The sequence below is a fragment of the Bradyrhizobium sp. 199 genome (assembly GCF_023073355.1).
Taxonomy (GTDB): domain Bacteria; phylum Pseudomonadota; class Alphaproteobacteria; order Rhizobiales; family Xanthobacteraceae; genus Bradyrhizobium.
In genome coordinates this window covers 2,000,442-2,020,401 of record NZ_JADPJI010000005.1, presented here as the reverse complement: position 1 = coordinate 2,020,401, position 19,960 = coordinate 2,000,442, and the positions used below count along the sequence as shown (strand labels likewise).

20 protein-coding genes are annotated in these 19,960 nt (G+C 64.6%); 11 read left to right on the top strand and 9 right to left on the bottom strand.

Annotated features, from left to right (window positions below; all coding sequences use genetic code 11):
* Nucleotides 1-2 precede the first annotated feature (2 nt).
* A complete protein-coding gene (locus tag IVB28_RS18360) occupies nt 3-494 on the bottom strand; it encodes a YaiI/YqxD family protein (RefSeq protein WP_247527962.1) in 492 nt (163 codons plus the stop codon).
* 106 nt (nt 495-600) lie between these two features.
* Here IVB28_RS18360 and IVB28_RS18355 point away from each other — a divergent pair, with 106 nt between their 5' ends.
* Complete coding sequence (locus IVB28_RS18355) at nt 601-1,401, top strand: hypothetical protein (RefSeq protein WP_247527961.1); 801 nt, start codon at nt 601-603, stop codon at nt 1,399-1,401.
* 120 nt (nt 1,402-1,521) lie between these two features.
* On the opposite strand, the gene IVB28_RS18350 is transcribed toward IVB28_RS18355, so the two are convergent.
* Nucleotides 1,522-3,894, bottom strand: a complete 2,373-nt coding sequence (locus IVB28_RS18350; protein ID WP_247527960.1) for a xanthine dehydrogenase family protein molybdopterin-binding subunit — start codon at nt 3,892-3,894, stop codon at nt 1,522-1,524.
* A gap of 208 nt (nt 3,895-4,102) precedes the next feature.
* On the opposite strand from IVB28_RS18350, the gene IVB28_RS18345 reads away from it, so the two are divergent.
* A complete protein-coding gene (locus IVB28_RS18345) occupies nt 4,103-5,173 on the top strand; it encodes a Ppx/GppA phosphatase family protein (RefSeq protein WP_247527959.1) in 1,071 nt (356 codons plus the stop codon).
* Between the two features lies 1 nt (nt 5,174).
* On the top strand, nt 5,175-5,861 hold the full coding sequence (locus tag IVB28_RS18340) for an RlmE family RNA methyltransferase (protein ID WP_247527958.1): 687 nt from the start codon (nt 5,175-5,177) through the stop codon (nt 5,859-5,861).
* 25 nt (nt 5,862-5,886) lie between these two features.
* Here IVB28_RS18340 and IVB28_RS18335 read toward each other — a convergent pair whose 3' ends face one another.
* Nucleotides 5,887-7,377 (bottom strand): DHA2 family efflux MFS transporter permease subunit, encoded by a 1,491-nt coding sequence (locus IVB28_RS18335; protein WP_247527957.1) that lies wholly within the window; start codon nt 7,375-7,377, stop codon nt 5,887-5,889.
* A 431-nt stretch (nt 7,378-7,808) separates the two neighbouring features.
* Here IVB28_RS18335 and guaB point away from each other — a divergent pair, with 431 nt between their 5' ends.
* The 3 genes from guaB to IVB28_RS18320 all read left to right on the top strand — a co-directional run bounded on the left by guaB (nt 7,809) and on the right by IVB28_RS18320 (nt 11,043).
* Nucleotides 7,809-9,302 (top strand): IMP dehydrogenase, encoded by a 1,494-nt coding sequence (gene guaB / locus IVB28_RS18330; protein WP_247527956.1) that lies wholly within the window; start codon nt 7,809-7,811, stop codon nt 9,300-9,302.
* A 265-nt stretch (nt 9,303-9,567) separates the two neighbouring features.
* A complete protein-coding gene (locus tag IVB28_RS18325; RefSeq protein WP_247527955.1) occupies nt 9,568-10,590 on the top strand; it encodes an NADP-dependent oxidoreductase in 1,023 nt (340 codons plus the stop codon).
* Between the two features lie 153 nt (nt 10,591-10,743).
* The gene (locus IVB28_RS18320) at nt 10,744-11,043 is read left to right on the top strand and encodes a hypothetical protein (RefSeq protein ID WP_247527953.1); all 300 of its coding nucleotides are present in this window, start codon (nt 10,744-10,746) and stop codon (nt 11,041-11,043) included.
* 110 nt (nt 11,044-11,153) lie between these two features.
* On the opposite strand, the gene IVB28_RS18315 is transcribed toward IVB28_RS18320, so the two are convergent.
* A complete protein-coding gene (locus IVB28_RS18315; protein WP_247527952.1) occupies nt 11,154-11,321 on the bottom strand; it encodes a hypothetical protein in 168 nt (55 codons plus the stop codon).
* Between the two features lie 4 nt (nt 11,322-11,325).
* Complete coding sequence (locus tag IVB28_RS18310; RefSeq protein WP_247527951.1) at nt 11,326-11,940, bottom strand: acriflavin resistance protein; 615 nt, start codon at nt 11,938-11,940, stop codon at nt 11,326-11,328.
* 160 nt (nt 11,941-12,100) lie between these two features.
* Here IVB28_RS18310 and IVB28_RS18305 point away from each other — a divergent pair, with 160 nt between their 5' ends.
* Both IVB28_RS18305 and IVB28_RS18300 read left to right on the top strand, forming a co-directional pair.
* Nucleotides 12,101-12,523 (top strand): MAPEG family protein, encoded by a 423-nt coding sequence (locus IVB28_RS18305; protein WP_247527950.1) that lies wholly within the window; start codon nt 12,101-12,103, stop codon nt 12,521-12,523.
* A gap of 36 nt (nt 12,524-12,559) precedes the next feature.
* On the top strand, nt 12,560-13,861 hold the full coding sequence (locus tag IVB28_RS18300; RefSeq protein WP_247527949.1) for an RsmB/NOP family class I SAM-dependent RNA methyltransferase: 1,302 nt from the start codon (nt 12,560-12,562) through the stop codon (nt 13,859-13,861).
* 199 nt (nt 13,862-14,060) lie between these two features.
* Here IVB28_RS18300 and IVB28_RS18295 read toward each other — a convergent pair whose 3' ends face one another.
* From IVB28_RS18295 to IVB28_RS18285, 3 genes are all read right to left on the bottom strand, one after another.
* Nucleotides 14,061-14,270: a cold-shock protein gene (locus IVB28_RS18295; protein WP_008141931.1), complete on the bottom strand. Its 210-nt coding sequence runs from the start codon at nt 14,268-14,270 to the stop codon at nt 14,061-14,063.
* 266 nt (nt 14,271-14,536) lie between these two features.
* The gene (locus IVB28_RS18290) at nt 14,537-14,869 is read right to left on the bottom strand and encodes a DHCW motif cupin fold protein (RefSeq protein WP_247527947.1); all 333 of its coding nucleotides are present in this window, start codon (nt 14,867-14,869) and stop codon (nt 14,537-14,539) included.
* A gap of 68 nt (nt 14,870-14,937) precedes the next feature.
* Nucleotides 14,938-16,194 carry an MFS transporter gene (locus tag IVB28_RS18285; RefSeq protein WP_247527945.1) on the bottom strand — a complete coding sequence of 419 codons (1,257 nt, stop codon included), beginning with the start codon at nt 16,192-16,194 and terminating at the stop codon, nt 14,938-14,940.
* A 91-nt stretch (nt 16,195-16,285) separates the two neighbouring features.
* Between IVB28_RS18285 and IVB28_RS18280 the strand changes: the two genes are divergently transcribed.
* Nucleotides 16,286-16,738 (top strand): helix-turn-helix domain-containing protein, encoded by a 453-nt coding sequence (locus tag IVB28_RS18280; RefSeq protein ID WP_247527943.1) that lies wholly within the window; start codon nt 16,286-16,288, stop codon nt 16,736-16,738.
* A gap of 19 nt (nt 16,739-16,757) precedes the next feature.
* Here the strand turns inward: IVB28_RS18280 and IVB28_RS18275 are convergent, their stop codons facing one another.
* Nucleotides 16,758-17,129: a nuclear transport factor 2 family protein gene (locus IVB28_RS18275; protein ID WP_247527941.1), complete on the bottom strand. Its 372-nt coding sequence runs from the start codon at nt 17,127-17,129 to the stop codon at nt 16,758-16,760.
* A gap of 146 nt (nt 17,130-17,275) precedes the next feature.
* On the opposite strand from IVB28_RS18275, the gene guaA reads away from it, so the two are divergent.
* Together guaA and IVB28_RS18265 are read left to right on the top strand one after the other, a co-directional pair.
* Nucleotides 17,276-18,874, top strand: coding sequence for a glutamine-hydrolyzing GMP synthase (guaA, locus tag IVB28_RS18270; protein WP_247527938.1), 1,599 nt, complete (start codon nt 17,276-17,278; stop codon nt 18,872-18,874).
* A 62-nt stretch (nt 18,875-18,936) separates the two neighbouring features.
* Complete coding sequence (locus IVB28_RS18265; RefSeq protein WP_247527937.1) at nt 18,937-19,923, top strand: DUF4365 domain-containing protein; 987 nt, start codon at nt 18,937-18,939, stop codon at nt 19,921-19,923.
* Nucleotides 19,924-19,960 lie beyond the last annotated feature (37 nt).

The following is a 19,960-nucleotide window of genomic DNA, read 5'->3' as shown; positions in this document are numbered from 1 at the left end:
GGTCAGCCCTGACTGGTGGCGGTCTGGTCAGCGCGGCGACGCTGGATGCGGCGCAGGGTCTGGTCGAGCGCTGAGAGGAAGGTGGAACGGTCGCGCGGTGAGAACGATCTGGGGCCGCCGGTGACCTCGCCGGCCGAACGCAGATCCGTCATCAGGTTGCGCACCGCCAACGTCATCCCGATCGACTCCTCCGTGAACGGTTTTCCGTTCGGCGCGATCACCTCAGCTCCGGCCTTGACGCAGCGGCTCGCCAGCGGAATGTCCGAAGTCACGACGACATCGCCGGACTTGACGCGCTCGGCGATCCAATCGTCGGCGGCGTCCATGCCGGCGCCGGCCGCGATACGCTCGATCAGCGGGTCGTGCGGCACGCGGATGAAATTGCCGGCGACGACGCTCACGGGCACGCCGTGACGGAGCGCCACGCGGTAGATCTCGTCCTTCACCGGGCAGGCGTCGGCGTCGACAAAGATGCGGGTGGGAGTGCCGGTCATTGGCCGCGTGGTACCCCATTCGGGCCGCAAAGGCGAGGGGATTGACCGGTGTTCCCCGAGGCCTACGATCGGCCTCGAAACAACAAGAATGCAGGGAACGCCCATCATGCCGAATCGGCTCGAAACCCACCGCGTCGAGGCCTACAACACCGCCAAGCAATCCGAAAACAAGATGCACGACGACACGGTGGCGCGCCGCTTCGGCTTTTCCGGCGGGCTGGTCCCGGGCGTCGACGTCTTCGCCTACATGATGCACGTGCCGATTGCCCGCTGGGGGCGCGATTTCCTCTCGCGCGGGCTGATCGAGGCGCGCTTCATCAAGCCGGTTTATGACGGCGAGATCGCCGATGTCGATGCGACCGAGCACAACGAGCTGCTCACCATCGAGGTGTTCAGCCGTACAGAGCTGTGCGCGACCGGAACGGCCTCGCTGCCGCAGGCGGCGCCCGTGGTGTCACTGAGCGACTATTTCGCGGTGCCCGTTGCGTCCGAGCGCAAGCCGGTCAGCCCCGCGACGTTCGAGACTGGCAAATGGCTGGGCACCATGCCGCGCCGCTGGGCCGGACAGGAGGCGGCCGATTATCTCGCCGACATCAGGGAGACCGATCCGGTGTTCGTGCGCGAGGGGCTGGGCCATCCCGGCCTGATCCAGCGCGTGATGAACCGCGTGCTGGTGGACAACACTATTCTGGGCCCGTGGATTCATGTTGGTAGCCGTATGCAGCTGTTGTCGGCCGCGCGCGCCGGTGACGAGATCACGGCGCGGGCAAAAGTCACAGCCAACTACGAGAAGAAGGGCCACCGCTTCGTCGAGCTCGACGCGCTCGTAGTTGCCAACGGCACGACGCCGATCGCGCACTGTCAGCACACCGCGATCTACCAGCCGCGCGAGCAGGCGGTGGCTTAAAAAACAACACCGTCATTCCGGGCGATGCGAAGCATCGAACTACGGTGCGCAATTGCGCACCTGAGAATCTCGAGATTCCGGGTTCGGTCCTGCGGGCCGCCCCGGAATGACGAACAAAGCTTACGCCGCCTTCACCTTCCCGTCCTGGATCGCGCGCCACACGCGCTCCGGGGTCAGCGGCATGTCGATGTGCTTGATGCCGTAATCGGAGAGCGCATCGAGCACGGCGTTCACCACGGTTGACAGGCTACCGGCGCAGCCGGCTTCGCCGCAGCCCTTGCTGCCAAGCGGATTGGTCGTGGCCGGCACCGGGTGATCGCCGATCGTCATGTTCGGCACGTCCTCGGCGCGGGGCAGGGCGTAGTCCATCAGCGAGCCCGTGATCGGCTGGCCGCTCTCGTCGTAGCGAACGTGCTCCATCAGCGCTTGCCCGATGCCCTGGACGACGCCGCCATGGAGCTGGCCAGCAACCAGCAGCGGGTTGATCACCGTGCCGAAATCGTTGACCGCGCTGTAGCGCACGATCTGCACTACGCCGGTCTCCGGATCGATCTCCACTTCCGCGACGTGGCAGCCGTTCGGGAACGCCGAGGGCACCGGTTCGCTGGTGTGGTCGACGTCGAGGCTGTCAGGCACGCCGTCCGGCGTCTTGCCGTCATGCAGCTTCTTGGCGAGTTCCATGATGTCGATGCTGCGGTCGGTGCCGGCGATGGTGAAGCTGCCGCCTTCGAACTCGATGTCCGTCTCGGAGGCCTCCAGCATGTGCGCCGCGGCGCGCTTGCCCTTTTCGATCACGAGCTTGGCGGCGCCCACGATCGCCATGCCGGTCGCGGTGATCGAGCGCGAACCGCCGGTGCCATTGCCGGTGTGGACGATGTCGCTGTCGCCCTGCACCAGCTTCACGCTTTCGAAGGGAACGCCGAGCTGCTCGGACAGCACTTGCGCGAACGGCGTCGCATGGCCCTGGCCGTAATCGAGCGTGCCGGTGACGAGCTGCACGCTGCCGTCGGGATCGAACACGATCTTGCCGAGCTCGGGGCTCGGCGGCGCGGTGACTTCGAGATAGGAGCCGACCGCGATGCCGCGCAGCTTGCCGGCCTTTTTGCTCTCCTTCTTGCGCTTGGCGAAATTCTCGTGGTCGGAGATTTCAAGCGCCTTGTTGAACACGGCCTGGAAATCACCGCTGTCATAGGTGACTCCGGAGGAGGCCGGGAACGGCATCTGGTTCGGCTTGATGAAGTTGCGCTTGCGCAAGGTCAACCGGTTGATGCCCATCTCGTCGGCGGCGCGGTCGATCAACCGCTCCATGTAATAGTTCGCCTCGGGCCGGCCGGCGCCGCGATAGGCGCCCATCAGCGTGGTGTTGGTCAGCACCACCTTGATGTCGACCGCCATCAAGGGCGTGCGGTAGACGCTGGAAAAATTCTTGCCGGTGTTGAGCGAAAGCGGCCCCGGCGCGACGCCGGTGATGTAGGCGCCGACATTGCCGTAGCCGGATAATTTGGCCGCGAGGAAATGCCCTTCGGCGTCGAGCGCAAGCTCGGCATGGATCTTCTGCGCACGCCCGTGGCTGTCGGAGAGGAAGGCAGTCGAGCGCTCGTCGAGCCATTTCACCGGGCGGCCCAGCGCCTTGGCCGCGTACAGGATGCACATGTATTCGGGATAGTTGATGTTCTTCATGCCGAAGGAGCCGCCGACATTGGCGGTGAGGATGCGCACCTTCTCGTTCGGCACTTTGAGGTTCTTGGCGAGGTTGGCGCGGTTGCCGGCGACGCCTTGCGTCGGCACCTGCAGCGTGTAGCGCTCGGTCTTCTTGTCGTAGGAGGCAAGGCCGACGCGCGGCTCCATCGAGACCACGGCGACACGGGTGTTCTCGATGTCGATCCTGGTGACATGGGCGGCGTTGGCAAAGGCAGCGTCAACCTTGTCCATGTCGCCATAATGGTAGTCCAGCGCGACGTTATCAGGGATGTGCTCGTAGAGCTGGGGCGCGCCGGGCCTGGCAGCTTCCTCGGGATCCGTCACCGCCGGCAGCGGCTCGACGTCGAGCTCGACCGCCTCGGCGGCATCGCGGGCCTGCGCCAGCGTCTCGGCCACCACGAAGGCGACGGGATCGCCGACGAAGCGGACCTTGTCGGTCGCGAGCGGCTGACGGTTGGTCTGAAGCAGGGGCGAGCCGTCGCGGCTCTTCAGCGGCAGGCCGCAGGTGAAGGGGCCGTAGCCGGCGGCATCGAGATCCTTGCCGGTCCATACCCCCAGCACGCCCGGCATTGCCTTGGCGGCATCGATGCCGATGCCGCGGATGATGCCGTGGGCGTGGGTGGAACGCACGACCACGGCATAGGCTTGGCCTGGCAGGTTGAAATCGTCGGTATAGCGGCCCTTGCCGCGCACCAGCGTGTCGTCCTCCTTGCGGCGGACGGGCTGGCCGACACCATATTTTTGCAATGCAATAGCATTTTCGAGCGTGGACGATTTGGTGTGTTCTTGCATGGAATTGACCTGAAAAGCCGGCATTTGCGCATTTTCGCGGCAGCGGGGCACCGGACCTCTTCAGATAACCCACCACCCTGTTCACGACAACGCACGAATGGGCATGGTCCCATGTGATGCGTTGTTGCGCAGGCTCGCCGCGCTGCTAATGTTTCAGGCGAAAAAGCAATTCCAGACCGGCCCATTGGGCCGCGGAAAGACAGTTTGTATGAATGACCACACGCGGCTCCGCGACGGCCCTGCGCCGCACGGTGAGCTGGGGTCGATGGCGGCGGTGGCGTTGGCCACCGAACCGGCCGTCGGCGTGCAGGGGTCGGGAACCGGCGTCTATGCGGCGCTGGACCTCGGCACCAACAATTGCAGGCTACTGATCGCCTGTCCGACCCAGGACGGCTTTCGCGTCGTCGATTCCTTCTCGCGCATCATCCGGCTCGGGGAGGGGGTCTCGGCAACCGGATGCATCAGCGATGCCGCGATCGAGCGCGCCATCGTCGCGCTCAGCATCTGTCGCGACAAGATCAACTTACGGAAAGCGCGCCGGTTGCGGCTGATTGCAACGGAGGCCTGCCGTGCGGCGTCCAATGCCGAGGGTTTCCGCAGCCGCGTTGCGGCCGAGACCGGCATCGAGCTCGAGGTGATCGACCGCGAGACCGAGGCCGCGCTCGCCGTGCTCGGCTGCTCGCCGCTGGTCGACCCGAGGGGGCGTGGCGCGATCCTGTTCGACATCGGCGGCGGCTCGACCGAGCTGGTGCGGATCGAGCGCGACCCGGAACATCCGGAGCCGCGCATCAAAGCCTGGATGTCGATCCCTTATGGTGTGGTCACGCTCGCCGAGCAGTTCGGCGGGCGCGACGTGACGCCCGAGATCTATGCTGCGATGGAGCAAGTGGTCGCCAACCACGTCGCGCCGTTCGCAGCAGAGCATGGCGGCGATCTCGCCGGCATGCACTTGCTTGGCACATCAGGCACGGTGACGACGCTCGCCGGTATCCATCTCAACCTCGCGCGCTACGACCGCCGCCGCATCGACAGTATCTGGATGAACGATTCCGACATCACTGCGACCATCAACAAGCTGCTCGGCATGAGCTACGAGGAGCGCGCTGGCAACAACTGCATCAGCGTCGAGCGCGCCGACCTGGTGCTCGCCGGCTGCGCCATCCTCGATGCGATCAGGCTCGCCTTTCCGCTGCCGCGGCTACGCGTCGCCGACCGGGGCCTGCGCGAAGGCATGCTGGTCGAGATGATGCGCGAGGACGGCGCGCTCAGGAGCTGGTGAGATGGCCAAGGATACCACCGGCCGCTTGCACGTCCAGGTCAAGACCGGCGGCAAGCGCAAATTGTCGTCGAAGCTCTGGCTGGAGCGGCAGCTCAACGATCCCTATGTGGTGAAGGCGAAGGCGGCCGGCTATCGCTCGCGCGCGGCGTTCAAGCTGCTCGAGATCGACGACAAATACCGGCTGCTCAAGCATGGCATGGCGGTGGTCGATCTCGGCGCCGCGCCGGGCGGCTGGAGCCAGATCGCGGCCAAGCGCGTCGGCTCGGTCGACGGCAAGGGCAAGGTCGTCGCGATCGATCTGCTGGAGATGCCGGAGATTGCCGGCGTCGAGTTCGCGCAGCTCGACTTCATGGACAACGACGCTCCAGAGAAGCTCAAGGCCATGCTCGGCGGCGGCGCCGACGTCGTGATGTCCGACATGGCCGCCAACACGACCGGTCACCGCAAGACCGACCAGCTTCGCATCGTCGGGCTGATAGAGACCGCAGCCGCCTTCGCCTGCGACGTGCTGAAACCGGGCGGGATCTTCCTGGCGAAGGCGTTCCAGAGCGGCGCCGACGCCGAGCTGCTGGCCCAGCTCAAGCGCGATTTTGCGACCGTGCGTCACGTCAAGCCGGCGGCGAGCCGGCAGGATTCCTCGGAGCGCTACGTGCTGGCGACGGGGTTTCGGGGCGAGGCGAAGGGGTAGTTCCATACTCCGACCGAGGAGGGATTCACCCCAGCCGCTGATCCCGCACGTCCTGCGTATCCTCGCTCGCCGCCTTGACCGCCGCCTTCTCCGCGCCCTTGCCGGCGCCCTTGCGGCTCGCGATCTCCACGGCCTTGCGGCCGGAGATCTCGTGGCCGGCATCGGCGGGCATCTGCCAGAAGAACCAGCTCGACGCCGCCGAGGTCAGCGCGATCACGACGAAGGCCGGTGCGAACACCGTGGCGTCGATCTCGCCGACATGGTTGAACCACATCGTCGTTTCCACGCAGGCCGCGCCGACCGCCACGCCGGCCGAAACGGCCAGCTGCTGGTTGACGCTGACGAGCGTGGTGGCGCGGCTCATCTGGGCGGTCTCGACATCGGCATAGGCGACCGTGTTGATCGCGGTGAATTCCAGCGAGCGGAAGAAGCCGCCGACCACCAGGATCACCATGATGATGAGCAGCGGCGTCGTCACCGTGAACAGCGCGCAGACCGCGAGGAAGAACGCGCTGACGATCGCGTTCACCGTCATCAGATTGCGGAAGCCGAAGGTGCGGATGAGGCGTGCCGCCAGGGTCTTCATGCCCATCGCGCCGAGGGAGGAGGAGAAGGTGACGAGGCCGGAATGGAACGGCGACAGTCCGAAGCCGATCTGCATCAGGAGCGGAAGCAGGAACGGCAGCGCGCCGATGCCAAGCCGGAACATGAAGCCGCCGAGCACGGCCGCGCGCAGTGTCGGCAGCTTCAGAAGCGAGAAGTCGAGCACTGGCGAGCCCGTGCGCCGGGCGTGCAGGACATACAATGTCATCGCAATCGCGCCGCCCACGACCAGGGCGGCGACCGTGCTCCACGGCAGCAGGTTCAGCCCGGCAACGGAGAGCCCGAACGCGATGCCGGCAAGCCCGACACCCGCGAGCACCATGCCGTAGAGATCGAACGGCTCTCGAGTCTCGCTCTTGATGGGATCGATGAAGCGCAGCGCCATGAAGATGCCGAGCAGCCCGATCGGGATGTTGATCAGAAAGATCCAGTGCCAGGACGCGTAGGTGGTGATGAAGCCGCCGAGCGGCGGGCCGATCACCGGGCCGATCAGGGCAGGGACAGTGACCCACGCCATGGCGTTCACCAGCGCGCTCTTGTCGACGGAGCGCAGCAGCACGAGGCGGCCGACCGGCGTCATCATCGCCCCGCCCATGCCCTGCAGGATGCGCGCGAACACGAAATCGGTGACGGAGGATGAGAGCGCGCAGCCGACCGAGCCGACCATGAAGACGCCCACCGCGATCGCGAACACCATCCGCGCGCCGAACCGGTCGGCGGTCCAGCCGCTCGCCGGGATGAACACCGCGAGCGACAGCAGATAGGACGTGATCGCGAGCTTGAGCGTCAGCGGACTTGTGCCGATGTCAGCCGCGATCGCCGGCAGCGAGGTGGCGATCACCGTCGAGTCCATGTTCTCCATAAAGAGAGCCGTGGCCACGATCAGCGGAATGATGCGTTGCTTGTCGACCATGAGGGACTGGTAATGAAATCGGAAGGAAGGGGCTATTGCGGCTTATCACCGCCGCCCGCCCGCGACCATTGCGGATCGACGCATAGCACCTAAATCCTGCGTAACAACGGTGTGACTCGCCCGCTTCCGTCATTCCGGGACGCGCCGCTTGGCGCGAACCCGGAAATCGGGCCGCAGGATCCGCTTCCGGGTTCGCGACTTCGTCGCGCCCCGGAACGATAGTGGATGGGCCGCTGCGCGACTGAATTGGCCAAAAACCCTGTGCATGGCTGGCCGGCGGTCCGAATTGCTTTGATTCGTCACGCGGCCGTGCTATCGACCCGCGTCAACCCCACCGATGGGCTCCGATTCTCCGGCGTTGCCGCAAGGTACGCCGAGGCCGGCGCTCATCCATTAGCATTTGCGGCAAAGCCGCAGGAAGGAGTTGGCAAATGGCCACGGTGCAACTTCAGGGCATCCGCGAAGCCTTCACGTTCGACGACGTGCTGTTGAAGCCGGGCCTGTCGGACGTCATGCCGGGTGAGGTCGACATCCGCTCCCGCGTCACCCGCGCCATTCCGCTCAACATCCCGATCATGGCCTCGGCCATGGACACCGTCACCGAATCCCGCATGGCGATCGCGATGGCACAGGCTGGCGGCCTCGGTGTCATCCATCGCAATTTCGATCCCGAAGGACAGGCCGCGCAGGTACGGCAGGTCAAGCGCTACGAGTCGGGCATGGTGGTGAACCCGCTCACGATCAGCCCCGAGGCCTCGCTCGACGACGCGCTCAAGCTGATGAGCGATCACGGCATCTCCGGCATCCCCGTCGTCACCGGCGCCGGCAAGTCCACGCCCGGCAAGCTGGTCGGCATCCTCACCAACCGCGATGTGCGCTTTGCCACCGACCGCCGGCAAAAAGTCTCCGAGCTGATGACGCATGAAGGTCTCGTCACGGTGCGCGAGAATGTCAGCCAGGACGAGGCGAGACGCATGCTGCACCAGCATCGCATCGAGAAGCTGGTGGTGGTCGACGAGCAATATCGCTGCGTTGGCCTTATCACCGTGAAGGACATGGAGAAGGCGGTCGCACATCCGCTCGCCTGCAAGGACGCGCAGGGGCGACTGCGCGTCGCCGCCGCCACCACCGTCGGCGACACCGGCTTCGAGCGCACCGAGCGACTGATCGATGCCGGCGTCGACCTCGTCGTCGTCGACACCGCGCACGGCCATTCCCGCCATGTGCTGCATGCGGTGAACCGGATCAAGCGTCTGTCCAACTCAGTGCAGGTCGTGGCCGGTAACGTCGCCACCACCGAGGGCACGCAGGCGCTGATCGATGCGGGCGCGGACTGCATCAAGGTCGGCATCGGTCCAGGCTCGATCTGCACCACGCGCATCGTCGCTGGCGTCGGCGTTCCCCAGCTCACCGCGATCATGGATGCGGTGGAAGCGGCGAAGAAGGCCGACATCCCTGTCATCGCCGACGGCGGCATCAAGTTCTCCGGCGACCTCGCCAAGGCCCTCGCCGCCGGCGCCGACATCGCCATGGTCGGCTCGCTGCTTGCCGGCACCGACGAGACGCCCGGTGAAGTCTTCCTGTGGCAGGGCCGCTCCTACAAGGCCTATCGTGGCATGGGCTCGGTCGGTGCAATGGCGCGCGGATCTGCCGACCGCTACTTCCAGCAGGACATCAAGGACACGCTGAAGCTGGTGCCTGAGGGCATCGAGGGCCAGGTGCCCTACAAGGGCCCGGTCGGCAACGTCATGCACCAGCTCGCCGGCGGCTTGCGCGCCGCAATGGGCTATGTTGGCGCAGGCGACATGCAGGAGCTGCACGACAAGGCTCAGTTCGTCCGCATCACCGGCGCGGGCTTGCGCGAAAGCCACGTCCATGACGTCACCATCACGCGCGAGAGCCCGAACTATCCCGGCGGGGGTTAGTCGCCGGTCGCGAATTCAGCGCCGGTCTCGTGCATCCGACGCAGCGCGGCACCACTTCGGTGATGCGCTGCAGATTCGGGCCCATCGCTCGACTGGAGCGCGTGTTGCGATCTGGGTCCCGGCTCTGCGCGGCAGCGCAAGGGCGCTGCAGGGCGTCCGGGACGCGAGAGCTATGCGCCTCGGCCTAGCCGCTCCGCCGCTTTTGTATTGACGCAGCTACCTCCCTCCGCTTCCGTCCACGTCGAAAGACAATCAGGAGGAAGCTATGTCCGAAGGCAAACGCATCGTTCTTGCCGCACGTCCCGTCGGCGAACCCAAGCCATCCGATTTCCGCATCGAGGAATTCGCTGTCCCAACACCGGCCCAGGGCGAAGTTCTGCTGCGCACGATCTGGCTCTCGCTCGATCCCTATATGCGCGGCCGCATGAGCGATGGTCCGTCCTATGCAGCTCCGGTGCCGATCGGCGGGGTGATGGAAGGTGAGGCGGTCAGCGAGGTCGCGGCTTCCAACAATCCCGATTTCGCCAAGGGCGACATCGTGCGCATCCGCTCCGGCTGGCAGACGCACGCGATCTCCAACGGCAAGGGCCTGGCCAAGGTCGATCCCAAGCTCGGTCCGATCTCGACCTCGGTCGGCGTGCTCGGGATGCCCGGCATGACCGCGTATACGGGCCTGCTCGACATCGGCAAGCCGCAAGCCGGCGAGACCGTGGTCGTTGCCGGTGCCTCCGGCGCGGTCGGCTCGGCCGTCGGCCAGATCGCGAAGATCAAGGGCGCGCGTGCGGTTGGAATCGCCGGTGGCAAGGACAAGTGCGACTACGTGGTCAAGGAGCTCGGCTTCGATGCCTGCATCGATCATCGCGACCCCGATCTAGCCGCGAAGCTCAAGGATGCCTGCCCCAAGGGCATCGACGTCTATTTCGAGAATGTCGGCGGCGCCGTGTTCGAGGCGGTGTTCCCGCTGCTCAACCCGTTTGCCCGCGTGCCGGTCTGCGGCCTGATCGCGCACTACAACGACACCGAGGCCAAGCCGCCGAAATGGGCCGCCAGCATGATGCGCGCGACGCTGACCAAGCGGCTGACCTTCCGCGGCTTCATCGTCTCGGACTTCGCCGCCCGCCATGGCGACTTCCTGCGCGACATGTCCTCCTGGGTTCGCGACGGCAAGGTCAAATACAAGGAGTTCGTCACCGAGGGCCTTGAGAGCGCACCCGGCGCCTTCATGGGGCTGCTCAAGGGCGCCAATTTCGGCAAGCAGCTGGTCCGGGTCGGGCCGGACAAGGCCTGACCTGCCCCGACCTCCCCGAGGAGCGGGGGCGGTATGGTTAACAAAGCGTGACCGATCGGCCACACCTGTTCTGCAAAAGCCGCAGGTGTGACCGCCGGTTCATTGACGCGAAGCCGACGCCGTTGAATCATCGCGCATATTTCAGGTGTTGCGATGTTAGAGATCAGTGTTTTAAGCGTTATCCTGCTTGCTGCCGGCTACTGGCTGGCCATGTTCGTCATGGGCCGTCGCGACGACGTCATCCATGGCAAGTTCGTCAGGGTCGATGAGACGGGCGACTTAACCCGTCCCGCGATGCCGGCACCGCCCCCGCCATTCCCGACGCGCCCGATCAAGGCGGCGAACCCTGTCAGGCAGCAGCCCACCGATGATCCCAACGCCAGGCCGGTGAACAGCGCAGCGCTGCAATCCCTGCTCGCCGCGATCCAGCAGGACCTCAAGAGCGTCGCCTAAAGCGCGATGCGATTCGGATGAATCGCCCTCGCGCTTTAGGTTGTTGTTTAAGCATGATCTTTTCGGAAAACCGCTGCGCACTTTCCGGATCATGCTTGAAGCAGCTTGCGTCAATGCTCGCCGCCCATCTGGGCGAGCAGCTCCTCGATGTCGATGTCACCGGTGTTGACGACGAGATCGGGTCTGTCAGCGTCGATGTGCTCGCTAACGCGGTCGAAGTTGGCGACCAGTTCGCGGGTCGGAACGATGACGGCGCGGACATGGATCGCAGCGAACAAAAGTTTAAAGCACGCGGTATCGGATCGTGTAGGCGTCCTGCGGCGCCACGGGGCCGGCGAGCGGCGAGGCGATGCGGTCGGCGAGGTGCCAGGGGCCGAACTGCTCGGAGCGATGCGGCTCTGCAGGCAGGCGCAGACGGAACTCGAAAATGCCCTTGCCGGGCAGGTTCACGACCAGCACGCGGTCCGCGGTGCGGTGGTTGAGCGCGACCGCGCCGCGCAGCATCGTGCGGCCGTCGGAGAGATCGCGCACGCCCTCCACCAGGGCCAGCGTCTGGTTGCGGTCGGTGTGCAACTCGATCTGGGTGTCGGTCGTGGCCGTCAGCATCTCCCGGGGCATTCTGATCTCGAACTCGACGGCGGGCTTGGACGGGTTGAGGCCGAGATAGGCGAGGGCGGCATGGCGCATGTCGTAGGCAGCGAAGGCGAACAGGACGATCGCAGCGAGCGTCGCAAAGCCATGTCTGGCAACGTCCCGCCAGGTCCGGTAGCTCAAACGGAAGTACACCGTCATCGCCAGCCCGACCGCGAGCGCCATCGCGATCCCCGATAGCGCCGACATCAGGATGCCGAGCCGGCCGTCGGCGGATTCGGTCCAAAGGCTGGACAGGGTGGTCATGGCGCCATCTCGCCTTGGGGCCCCGCGAGGGGCCGAAATCTCTTAAACTACCGGTGGTTGGTCGCAAGACCGCCAAGGCCGGTTCAACTGGTTGATTGTCAGGAGGAGGAGCGGCGGCTAATGGACGGTCCGCGGCCCCCCGCCGGATGGGAAAGCTCAAATGTCGGTTCAAATGGTCTTGCTGCCGGTCTTCGTCCTGATCGGGCTCACCTTCGCGCTTCTGATCGGCATGGTCTTCGCGCGCCGCAAGGCGCTGGTCGCGGGCGAGACGAAAATCCGCGACATTGCGCTGGGCGAGCCGAACTGGCCCAAGGGCGCCACACAAATCGCCAATTGCTACCGGAACCAGTTCGAGTTGCCGGTGCTGTTCTATGTCCTGATCGCGCTGGCCTTGCCGCTTCGCCGCGCCGATCTCTTCATCGTGCTGATGTCCTGGGTGTTCGTGGTGACGCGCTTTGCCCATGCCGGGGTCTTCGTCTCCTCGAACGATCTCGGCCGGCGCTCCATGGTCTGGCTCGCCGGCGTGCTCGTGCTGCTGGCGATGTGGATCTACTTCGCCCTGAAGCTCTTGTTGCTGATCTAGGCGCATGCCCGCCAAAGCTGATCTGAAAGATTGAGAATGACGCCCGCTGCCCGGCTGTCCGCAGCCATCGAACTCATCGACACCGTCGAGAAGGACCGCGTGCCCGCGGCCAAGGCGCTGAAGGAGTGGGGCACCGCGCACCGCTTTGCCGGTTCCGGTGACCGCGCCGCCATCGCTGGCCTCGTTTGGGACGTGCTGCGCCGTTACGCCTCGAGCGCGTTCCTGATGGATGCCGACACCGCGCGTGCCAGGCTGATCGGCATGCTCCGGCTCGAGCGCAACATGGACGCGGCGACGATGGGCGCGTTGTTCGACGGCAGCCGGTTCGCGCCGGCGCCGCTGACCGAGGCCGAGCAGGCGGCCCTGAGCCATCGCTCCCTCGAGGATGCGCCTGCCGCGATCGCGGGCGACTATCCCGAATGGCTGGATCCCCACCTTGCAAAGGTGTTCAGCGAGGACCGTGCAGCGGAGGCGGCTGCGATGGCGAGCCGGGCGCCGCTCGACCTGCGCGTCAACACGCTAAAATCCAATCGCGACAAGGCAATGCAGTCGCTTGCTCATCTTCATGCGAAACCGACGCCTTGGTCGGCAACCGGCCTGCGCATCGAGCTTTCAGCCGATGCGCGCAACCCCGGGGTCCAGGCCGAGGAGGATTTCATCAAGGGCGGAATCGAAGTGCAGGATGAGGGATCGCAGCTCGCGGCCCAACTCACCGCGGCAAAACCCGGCGAGCAGGTGATCGACCTCTGCGCGGGCGCGGGCGGCAAGACGCTGGCGCTCGCCGCCCTGATGCAGGGCAAGGGCCGGCTGATCGCGACCGACAGCGACAAGCGCCAGCTCGCGCCGATCCACGAACGGCTGTCGCGCGCCGGTGTCCACAATGCCGATGTCCGCACGCCAAAAGGCGAGGCCGATCCGCTGGCCGAGATCCGCGCCTCGGCCGACCTCGTCGTCATCGATGCGCCCTGCACGGGAACGGGGACATGGCGCCGCAACCCCGACGCCAAATGGCGCATGCGCCCGGGCGCGCTGGAGATCCGCCTGCGCGACCAGGCCGAGGTGCTGGAGCGTGCGGTGCCGCTGGTGAAGCCAGGCGGCCGCATCGCCTACATCACCTGCTCGGTGCTGGCAGAGGAGAACGGCGAGCAGGTGAGGGCGTTCGTCGCGCGCCATGGCGAGTTCGCGGTCGTCCCGCCTGAGCAGACCGCAAGCGTGCTGTGGGACAAGGCGGAGGATTTTGCGCAGGCCGCGCTGCGGTCGGACGAGGGCTGGCTGTTGACGCCGCGGCGAACAGGAACCGACGGGTTTTTCGTCTCGGTGCTGAGGAAGACAAGCTGAGCTCGTCATTCCAGGGCGCGCGAAGCGAGAGTCGGAAGCCATCGAGCCGCAGAGATTGTCGCACGGTGGATTTCCGGGTCCGCCAAGCGGGCGCCCCGGAATGACGGGCCCAAACAAAAGCCCCGCGAACCGAAGCTCGCGGGGCTTTCTTTTTCTAACGTTCTGCCGGTACGTCCGTGGTCAGAACGCTGCGCGGGCGTTAGCCGACGCGGAGATTGTCAGCCGACGACTTGCCGCTGCGACGATCGGCGACGATGTCGAACGAGACCTTCTGACCCTCGTTGAGGGAAGAGAGGCCAGCGCGCTCGACGGCGCTGATGTGCACGAACACGTCCTTCTGGCCGTCATCCGGCTGGATGAAACCATAACCCTTTTGGGTGTTGAACCACTTCACGGTGCCCATAGCCATGGGAATTTCCTTTAGTTAGTTAGAGAGAGTACGCACTGGACCGGTACGCAGCATTGCGCCCATAGCCCTGTTCAGTCGATGTTTGGAGAAGTCATCTGAAGCGTGCGCGCCCGTCAGCAACGAAGCGAAGCGGCCCAGTCGTTCGGCCAAGTATCGATGATCACAATATAGCGAGAATTTGGGGCTAGTTCAAGACACCACCCGTGGCCCGGGACCTCACGCGACTTTTCTATTTTGCGGTGCAAAGTAACCGTTCCGGTGCATTGTCAGTCCACGATGAAGAGCGTGGCGCCGGTCGCGGTCGAGGACCGGTGCGCGGCGTCGCCGAAATCCGAGACCTGGTAGCTCATGCCTGCCGTGAGCTTGAATGTGCGTCCCTCACGCAACTCGCTGTCGATCTCGCCCTTCAGCACGTAGAGCACGTGGCCGCGATCGCACCAATGGTCGGCCAAATAGCCCGGCGAATATTCCACCATCCGGACCCGGAGATCGCCGATGTTGAGCGTGCGCCACAACGCCTGCCCGCTCTCGCCGGGATGCGTGGTCGCCTCGACCTTGCTCCAGTCGGTGACGGTGAAGGGGGAGGTCGGGAGTTTCATGAGAGAGGATCCTGCATCGATACGGGGGACCGCATGTTAGCGCATGCCGCACTCCGGGGCCTGCGCATTTACCTGGGCGACGAGGGCGTCGGTGCGCAGCCGGCCGCCTGTGGTATCCTGCTCACATCGATGACCCAGACCAGCAGAGCGACGGCGCTGATTCCGGAACCGAGCAGGCAGACGCCGCTCCAGCCCGCGACCGCGTACACCAGGGTCGCCGCGATGCCGCCAGCTGCGCTGCCGATCGAGTACAATATCATGTAGCCCCCGATCAGCCTGCTTGCAGCATCGGGACGCGCGGCGACGATCAGGCTCTGGCTGGTCACATGAACGGCCTGCAGCCCGAGATCAAGCATGATCACGCCTGCAACGACGAACCAGAGCGAGGCATGCAGGGAGGCGATCGCGGCCCAGGCGGCGAGCATCAACATCAGCGACAGTCCGGTGGTGCGTTGGGCCCATCCAAGATCGGCAAGGCGGCCGGCATTGCGCGCGCCGAGTGCTCCGGCGAAGCCGGCAACTCCGAGCAGTCCGATCGTCGTGTGCGACAGCGAGAAAGGAGGCGCCGAAAGCGGCAGCACGATCGAGGTCCAGAATACGTTGAGATCGGCGAAAATCAGGAACGCAAACAAGGCACGCTCGCGCAGGATGGGCTCCTCGACGAACAACGCCGCCGTCGAGCGCAACAGCGACAGATATGAGGAGTCGGCCATTACCGCGTGCGGGCCGCGAGGCAGGAAGCGCAACAGCAATAGCGCCATGGCGAGCATGAGACCGGCCGAAACCAGGTAGACCGTGCGCCAGCCGCCGATATCGGCCAGCGCGCCCGAGGCGAAGCGCGCGAGCAGGATTCCCCCGACGACGCCGCTGGTAACCGTCCCGATGGCACGGCCCCGGCCGTTCGGTGCTGCGAGCGTTGCGGCAAAGGCGACGATGATTTGGACGACGACGGCAAGCACGCCGACCAGTGTCAGTCCCGCGAGCAGCACCGCGGCGTGCGATGCGGTACCGACGACCACAAGTCCGATCGCTGACAGTGCAATCTGGCCGGCGATCAGGCGTCGGCGATCCCAGAGGTCGCCGAGCGGCACGATCAGGACCAGGCCGAGCGCGTAGCCGACCTGCGTGAAGGTCACGACCATGCCGATCGCCGCGGGAGCGATGCCGAGGTCCTGCGCCATCGCATCGAGCAGAGGCTGGGCGAAGTAGACGTTGGCGACGCTGAGGCCGCAAGCCATCGCAAGCAGCAGCGCCAGGGCGGAAGAAAGCCCGGGCCCGGCCGTCCCGGCCATCGTCTTGGGATTGGCGAAGTCGCTGCTGGTCATCCATCGTCTCCGACACGATCTGGTCCTATAATAGGACCTGTTGCTTGCGCCGCTGTCTAGTCTTATTTTCGAACCAGATGGGAGAGCGAACGTGAAGCGAACAGGTTTTTCGAAGGCCGAATGCCCGGTGGCGCGCGCGCTGGATGCTATCGGGGATTGGTGGTCGCTCCTGATCGTGCGCGACGCCTTCGACGGGCTGCGCCGATTCGGCGATTTCCAGAGGAACCTCGGCATTGCCAAGGGCATGCTCAGCACGCGCCTGCAAAAGCTGGTCGAGCTCGACGTGCTCGAACTGGTTCCGGCGTCCGACGGCAGCGCGTACCAGGAATACGCGCTGACGAGGCGAGGGCGCGACCTGTTTCCCGTCATCGTCGGCTTGCGACAATGGGGCGAGGCGCATCTCTATGCGCGCGGCGAGGCCCATTCCGACCTGGTGGATCAGGCAGGCCAGCCGGTGGGGCAGCTGGTGCTGCCGTCGCGAACCGGCCGGCCGCTGAATTGGTCCGATACGAAGGTGCGAAAGGCCGTTGCACGCAAGCGCTGATGTTGCGGACGCGGACCGATCAATGGACCAGATGGTTCGCTGAGCCCTGCACGATCAGTCCCGCATCGTTCACGCGCAGATATTCGCAGATCTTCTTGCCACGCTCGTTGGCGTAGAACACCACGACGCTATCCGGGCTGACGAACAGGTCGATCAGCGAAAAATGCAGCTCCGGCACCAGTCCGAGCGCCTTGCCCCAATAAGCGTGCAAGGCGTCTTTGCCGCGCACGGTGCCGGTGGCATCGAACCCCAGCACCGGGATGCGGTCCGAGGTCATCACGGCGTCCTCGTCATAGAGCGTGAGCACGCGTTCGAGATCGCGCGCATTCCAGGCCTCGACCCAGGTGCGGCCGAGCGCGGCAAGCGTTGATGGCTGATGATGCTGTGGCATGGCGTTCTCCCTGAATGGCCCCTGTTTAGGAAGCGGGCATTAGGTCAATAATACTTACCTATATCGGTTTGTCCATGCCCAAAGAAGCATGTGGGCGCGCCGCCCCCGCGGTTGCGGCCCGCGCGCTGCCAGCGTATTTGCTGGCCATGACAGCAGCACAGAACGATCGGTCCGCGTCGACGCCCTCGGTGGCCTCGGCGCACGACAAGATTCTCATCGTCGACTTCGGCAGCCAGGTGACGCAGCTGATCGCGCGTCGTGTGCGCGAGGACGGCGTCTATTGCGAGATCGTGCCGTTCAACAAGGCCGAAGCGGCCTTCGACGAGATGAAGCCGAAAGCGGTGATCCTCTCCGGCGGCCCTGAATCGGTGCACGAGGCCGGCTCGCCCCGTGCGCCGCAAGCGATCTTCGATTCCGGCGTGCCCGTGATGGGCATCTGCTACGGCCAGATGACCATGGCGGAGCAGCTCGGCGGCACCGTCGAGGGCGGCCATCACCGCGAATTCGGCCGCGCCGACGTCGAGGTGAAGGCGCCGAGCAAGCTGTTCAAGGACGTCTGGTCGCCGGGCGGCAAGAACCAGGTCTGGATGAGCCATGGCGACCGCATTACGAAAATGCCGCCGGGCTTCTCCGTTGCCGGCACCTCGCCGAACGCGCCTTTCGCGATCATCCAGGACGAGACGCGCAAGTATTACGGCCTGATGTTCCACCCCGAAGTGGTGCACACGCCCGACGGCGCCAAACTGATCCGCAATTTCGTTCGCAAGATCGCGGGCCTGACCGGCGACTGGACCATGCGCGCCTTCCGCGAGGAGGAGATCGCGAAGATCCGCGCCCAGGTCGGCAAGGGCAGGGTGCTCTGCGGCCTGTCCGGCGGAGTCGATTCAGCGGTCGCGGCCGTGCTGATCCACGAAGCCATCGGCGAGCAGCTCACCTGCGTGTTCGTCGATCACGGCATGCTGCGCCTCGACGAGGCCAAGACCGTAGTCGATCTGTTCCGCCACCACTACAACATCCCGCTCGTGCACGTGGATGCCTCGAAGCAGTTTTTGGGCGAGCTCGAAGGCGTCACCGACCCCGAGACCAAGCGCAAGACCATCGGCCGCCTCTTCATCGAGGTGTTCGAAGCTGAAGCCAAGAAGATCGGCGGCGCCGACTTCCTCGCCCAGGGCACGCTCTATCCCGATGTGATCGAGAGCGTTTCCTTCACCGGCGGCCCCTCGGTGACGATCAAGTCGCACCACAATGTCGGCGGTCTCCCCGAGCGCATGAATATGAAATTGGTCGAGCCGCTGCGCGAGCTGTTCAAGGACGAGGTGCGCAAGCTCGGCCGCGAGCTCGGCCTGCCCGAAATCTTCGTCGGCCGCCACCCGTTCCCGGGCCCCGGCCTCGCCATCCGTTGCCCCGGCGACATCACCCGCGACAAGCTCGACATCCTGCGCCAGGCCGACGCCGTCTACATCGACCAGATCCGCAAGCACGGCCTCTACGACGACATCTGGCAGGCCTTTGCCGTGCTGCTGCCGGTGAAGACGGTGGGCGTCATGGGCGACGGCCGCACCTACGACTTCGTCGTCGGCCTGCGCGCCGTGACTTCGACCGACGGCATGACCGCGGATTTCTACCAGTTCGACATGAAGTTTCTCGGCGAGACCGCGACGCGCATCATCAACGAGGTGAAGGGCGTGAACCGGGTGGTGTATGATGTGACGAGCAAGCCGCCTGGGACAATCGAGTGGGAGTAGATTGAAGCATGCTGGGTGGCTCTACGTCGGAGAACGGGTCGTAGCATCGTGGCGGTCATTTGATGAAGACGCGCGGAAACATCATCACAGAACGCGCGGGCGTGAATTTTGTGCGCGGTGTTGTGGAAGGGGCGGGAAGTCTATTCAAAGAAATCAATCTTCAGCATGACTTTGGACAAGACGCCACAATGGTGTTGGTTGTGGATGGTCATGTTCGGCCTCGGGAAGTCGCTTTTCAGATCAAGTCCGGCGCGAGCTACGTTTCACCTGATCGCTGTCATTTACCGGCGACGGCTGCCCATATCCACTTTTGGGCAGAGCATGACCTTCTCACACTGGGGGTCGTCTATGATCCTACTGAAATGGCTGCTTGGTGGGTGAATTTGCAAGCGATCTCGAACGAGTTTCGGAGATCGAGTCTAAAGTCGGGTACGACATTCAATTTTACGAAGGCACTCTGGAATAGGTTCCACGATACTGATTTTGCCGCAATCCTGGTTCCAACCCTATTGGGAGAAGCGCCAAACGTTCCGCTTGAAAGATTGTGCGACTGGGTTGTCTCCAACGATATTGAAACTCACGACATCGGTGTTCGCACAATTCGGGCGCGGTACTACCGTGAAGCCTCTGCTTGGGACTGCCTCATTGACGCGTTTCGCTCGAGGCCTGTGGATCAACTAACTCTTAATCTCCCCCTGGGGCTGGCTAAGCTGCTTGGACACGATGACATCGGTTATTACTCCGGTCAGATTCCTCCAGAGATCCGCCGTCCGGCCGTCGCAAAGGTCCTAGCCTTTGGACCAAAAGATATTGGTAAGCTTTTGTCGATGTTGCCGGACAGTGATTTTGAACGTCCGAGCGTTGGTTACAGCTTGATGCCTCTCTTGGGTGGGCATCAAGATAGCCCAAAGATTTTAGCTGCGATTCGGGACGACGAAACATTCAAGCCAGCCGTACGTCAGTTGGCGGCCGACCTATATGCCTGGTCCCAGAGTGAACCACGTTGGTGGGGTTTCTGGCGGCGCGACAACGGGAAGTCGTTCACCTAGCGCCTAGGATGGGTGTCGCATTGCTCCACCCGTCTAC

What these genes read in the sequence shown, in the direction of transcription:
- IVB28_RS18290 (WP_247527947.1), bottom strand. Translation starts at nt 14,869, where the DNA reads ATGAAACTCCCGACCTCCCCCTTCACCGTCACCGACTGGAGCAAGGTC.
- IVB28_RS18320 (WP_247527953.1), top strand. Translation starts at nt 10,744, where the DNA reads ATGTTAGAGATCAGTGTTTTAAGCGTTATCCTGCTTGCTGCCGGCTAC.
- IVB28_RS18305 (WP_247527950.1), top strand. Translation starts at nt 12,101, where the DNA reads ATGTCGGTTCAAATGGTCTTGCTGCCGGTCTTCGTCCTGATCGGGCTC.
- IVB28_RS18295 (WP_008141931.1), bottom strand. Translation starts at nt 14,270, where the DNA reads ATGGCTATGGGCACCGTGAAGTGGTTCAACACCCAAAAGGGTTATGGT.
- IVB28_RS18275 (WP_247527941.1), bottom strand. Translation starts at nt 17,129, where the DNA reads ATGCCACAGCATCATCAGCCATCAACGCTTGCCGCGCTCGGCCGCACC.
- IVB28_RS18285 (WP_247527945.1), bottom strand. Translation starts at nt 16,194, where the DNA reads ATGACCAGCAGCGACTTCGCCAATCCCAAGACGATGGCCGGGACGGCC.
- guaA (WP_247527938.1), top strand. Translation starts at nt 17,276, where the DNA reads ATGACAGCAGCACAGAACGATCGGTCCGCGTCGACGCCCTCGGTGGCC.
- IVB28_RS18310 (WP_247527951.1), bottom strand. Translation starts at nt 11,940, where the DNA reads ATGACCACCCTGTCCAGCCTTTGGACCGAATCCGCCGACGGCCGGCTC.
- IVB28_RS18325 (WP_247527955.1), top strand. Translation starts at nt 9,568, where the DNA reads ATGTCCGAAGGCAAACGCATCGTTCTTGCCGCACGTCCCGTCGGCGAA.
- IVB28_RS18345 (WP_247527959.1), top strand. Translation starts at nt 4,103, where the DNA reads ATGAATGACCACACGCGGCTCCGCGACGGCCCTGCGCCGCACGGTGAG.
- IVB28_RS18335 (WP_247527957.1), bottom strand. Translation starts at nt 7,377, where the DNA reads ATGGTCGACAAGCAACGCATCATTCCGCTGATCGTGGCCACGGCTCTC.
- IVB28_RS18350 (WP_247527960.1), bottom strand. Translation starts at nt 3,894, where the DNA reads ATGCAAGAACACACCAAATCGTCCACGCTCGAAAATGCTATTGCATTG.
- IVB28_RS18360 (WP_247527962.1), bottom strand. Translation starts at nt 494, where the DNA reads ATGACCGGCACTCCCACCCGCATCTTTGTCGACGCCGACGCCTGCCCG.
- IVB28_RS18355 (WP_247527961.1), top strand. Translation starts at nt 601, where the DNA reads ATGCCGAATCGGCTCGAAACCCACCGCGTCGAGGCCTACAACACCGCC.
- guaB (WP_247527956.1), top strand. Translation starts at nt 7,809, where the DNA reads ATGGCCACGGTGCAACTTCAGGGCATCCGCGAAGCCTTCACGTTCGAC.
- IVB28_RS18340 (WP_247527958.1), top strand. Translation starts at nt 5,175, where the DNA reads ATGGCCAAGGATACCACCGGCCGCTTGCACGTCCAGGTCAAGACCGGC.
- IVB28_RS18300 (WP_247527949.1), top strand. Translation starts at nt 12,560, where the DNA reads ATGACGCCCGCTGCCCGGCTGTCCGCAGCCATCGAACTCATCGACACC.
- IVB28_RS18265 (WP_247527937.1), top strand. Translation starts at nt 18,937, where the DNA reads ATGAAGACGCGCGGAAACATCATCACAGAACGCGCGGGCGTGAATTTT.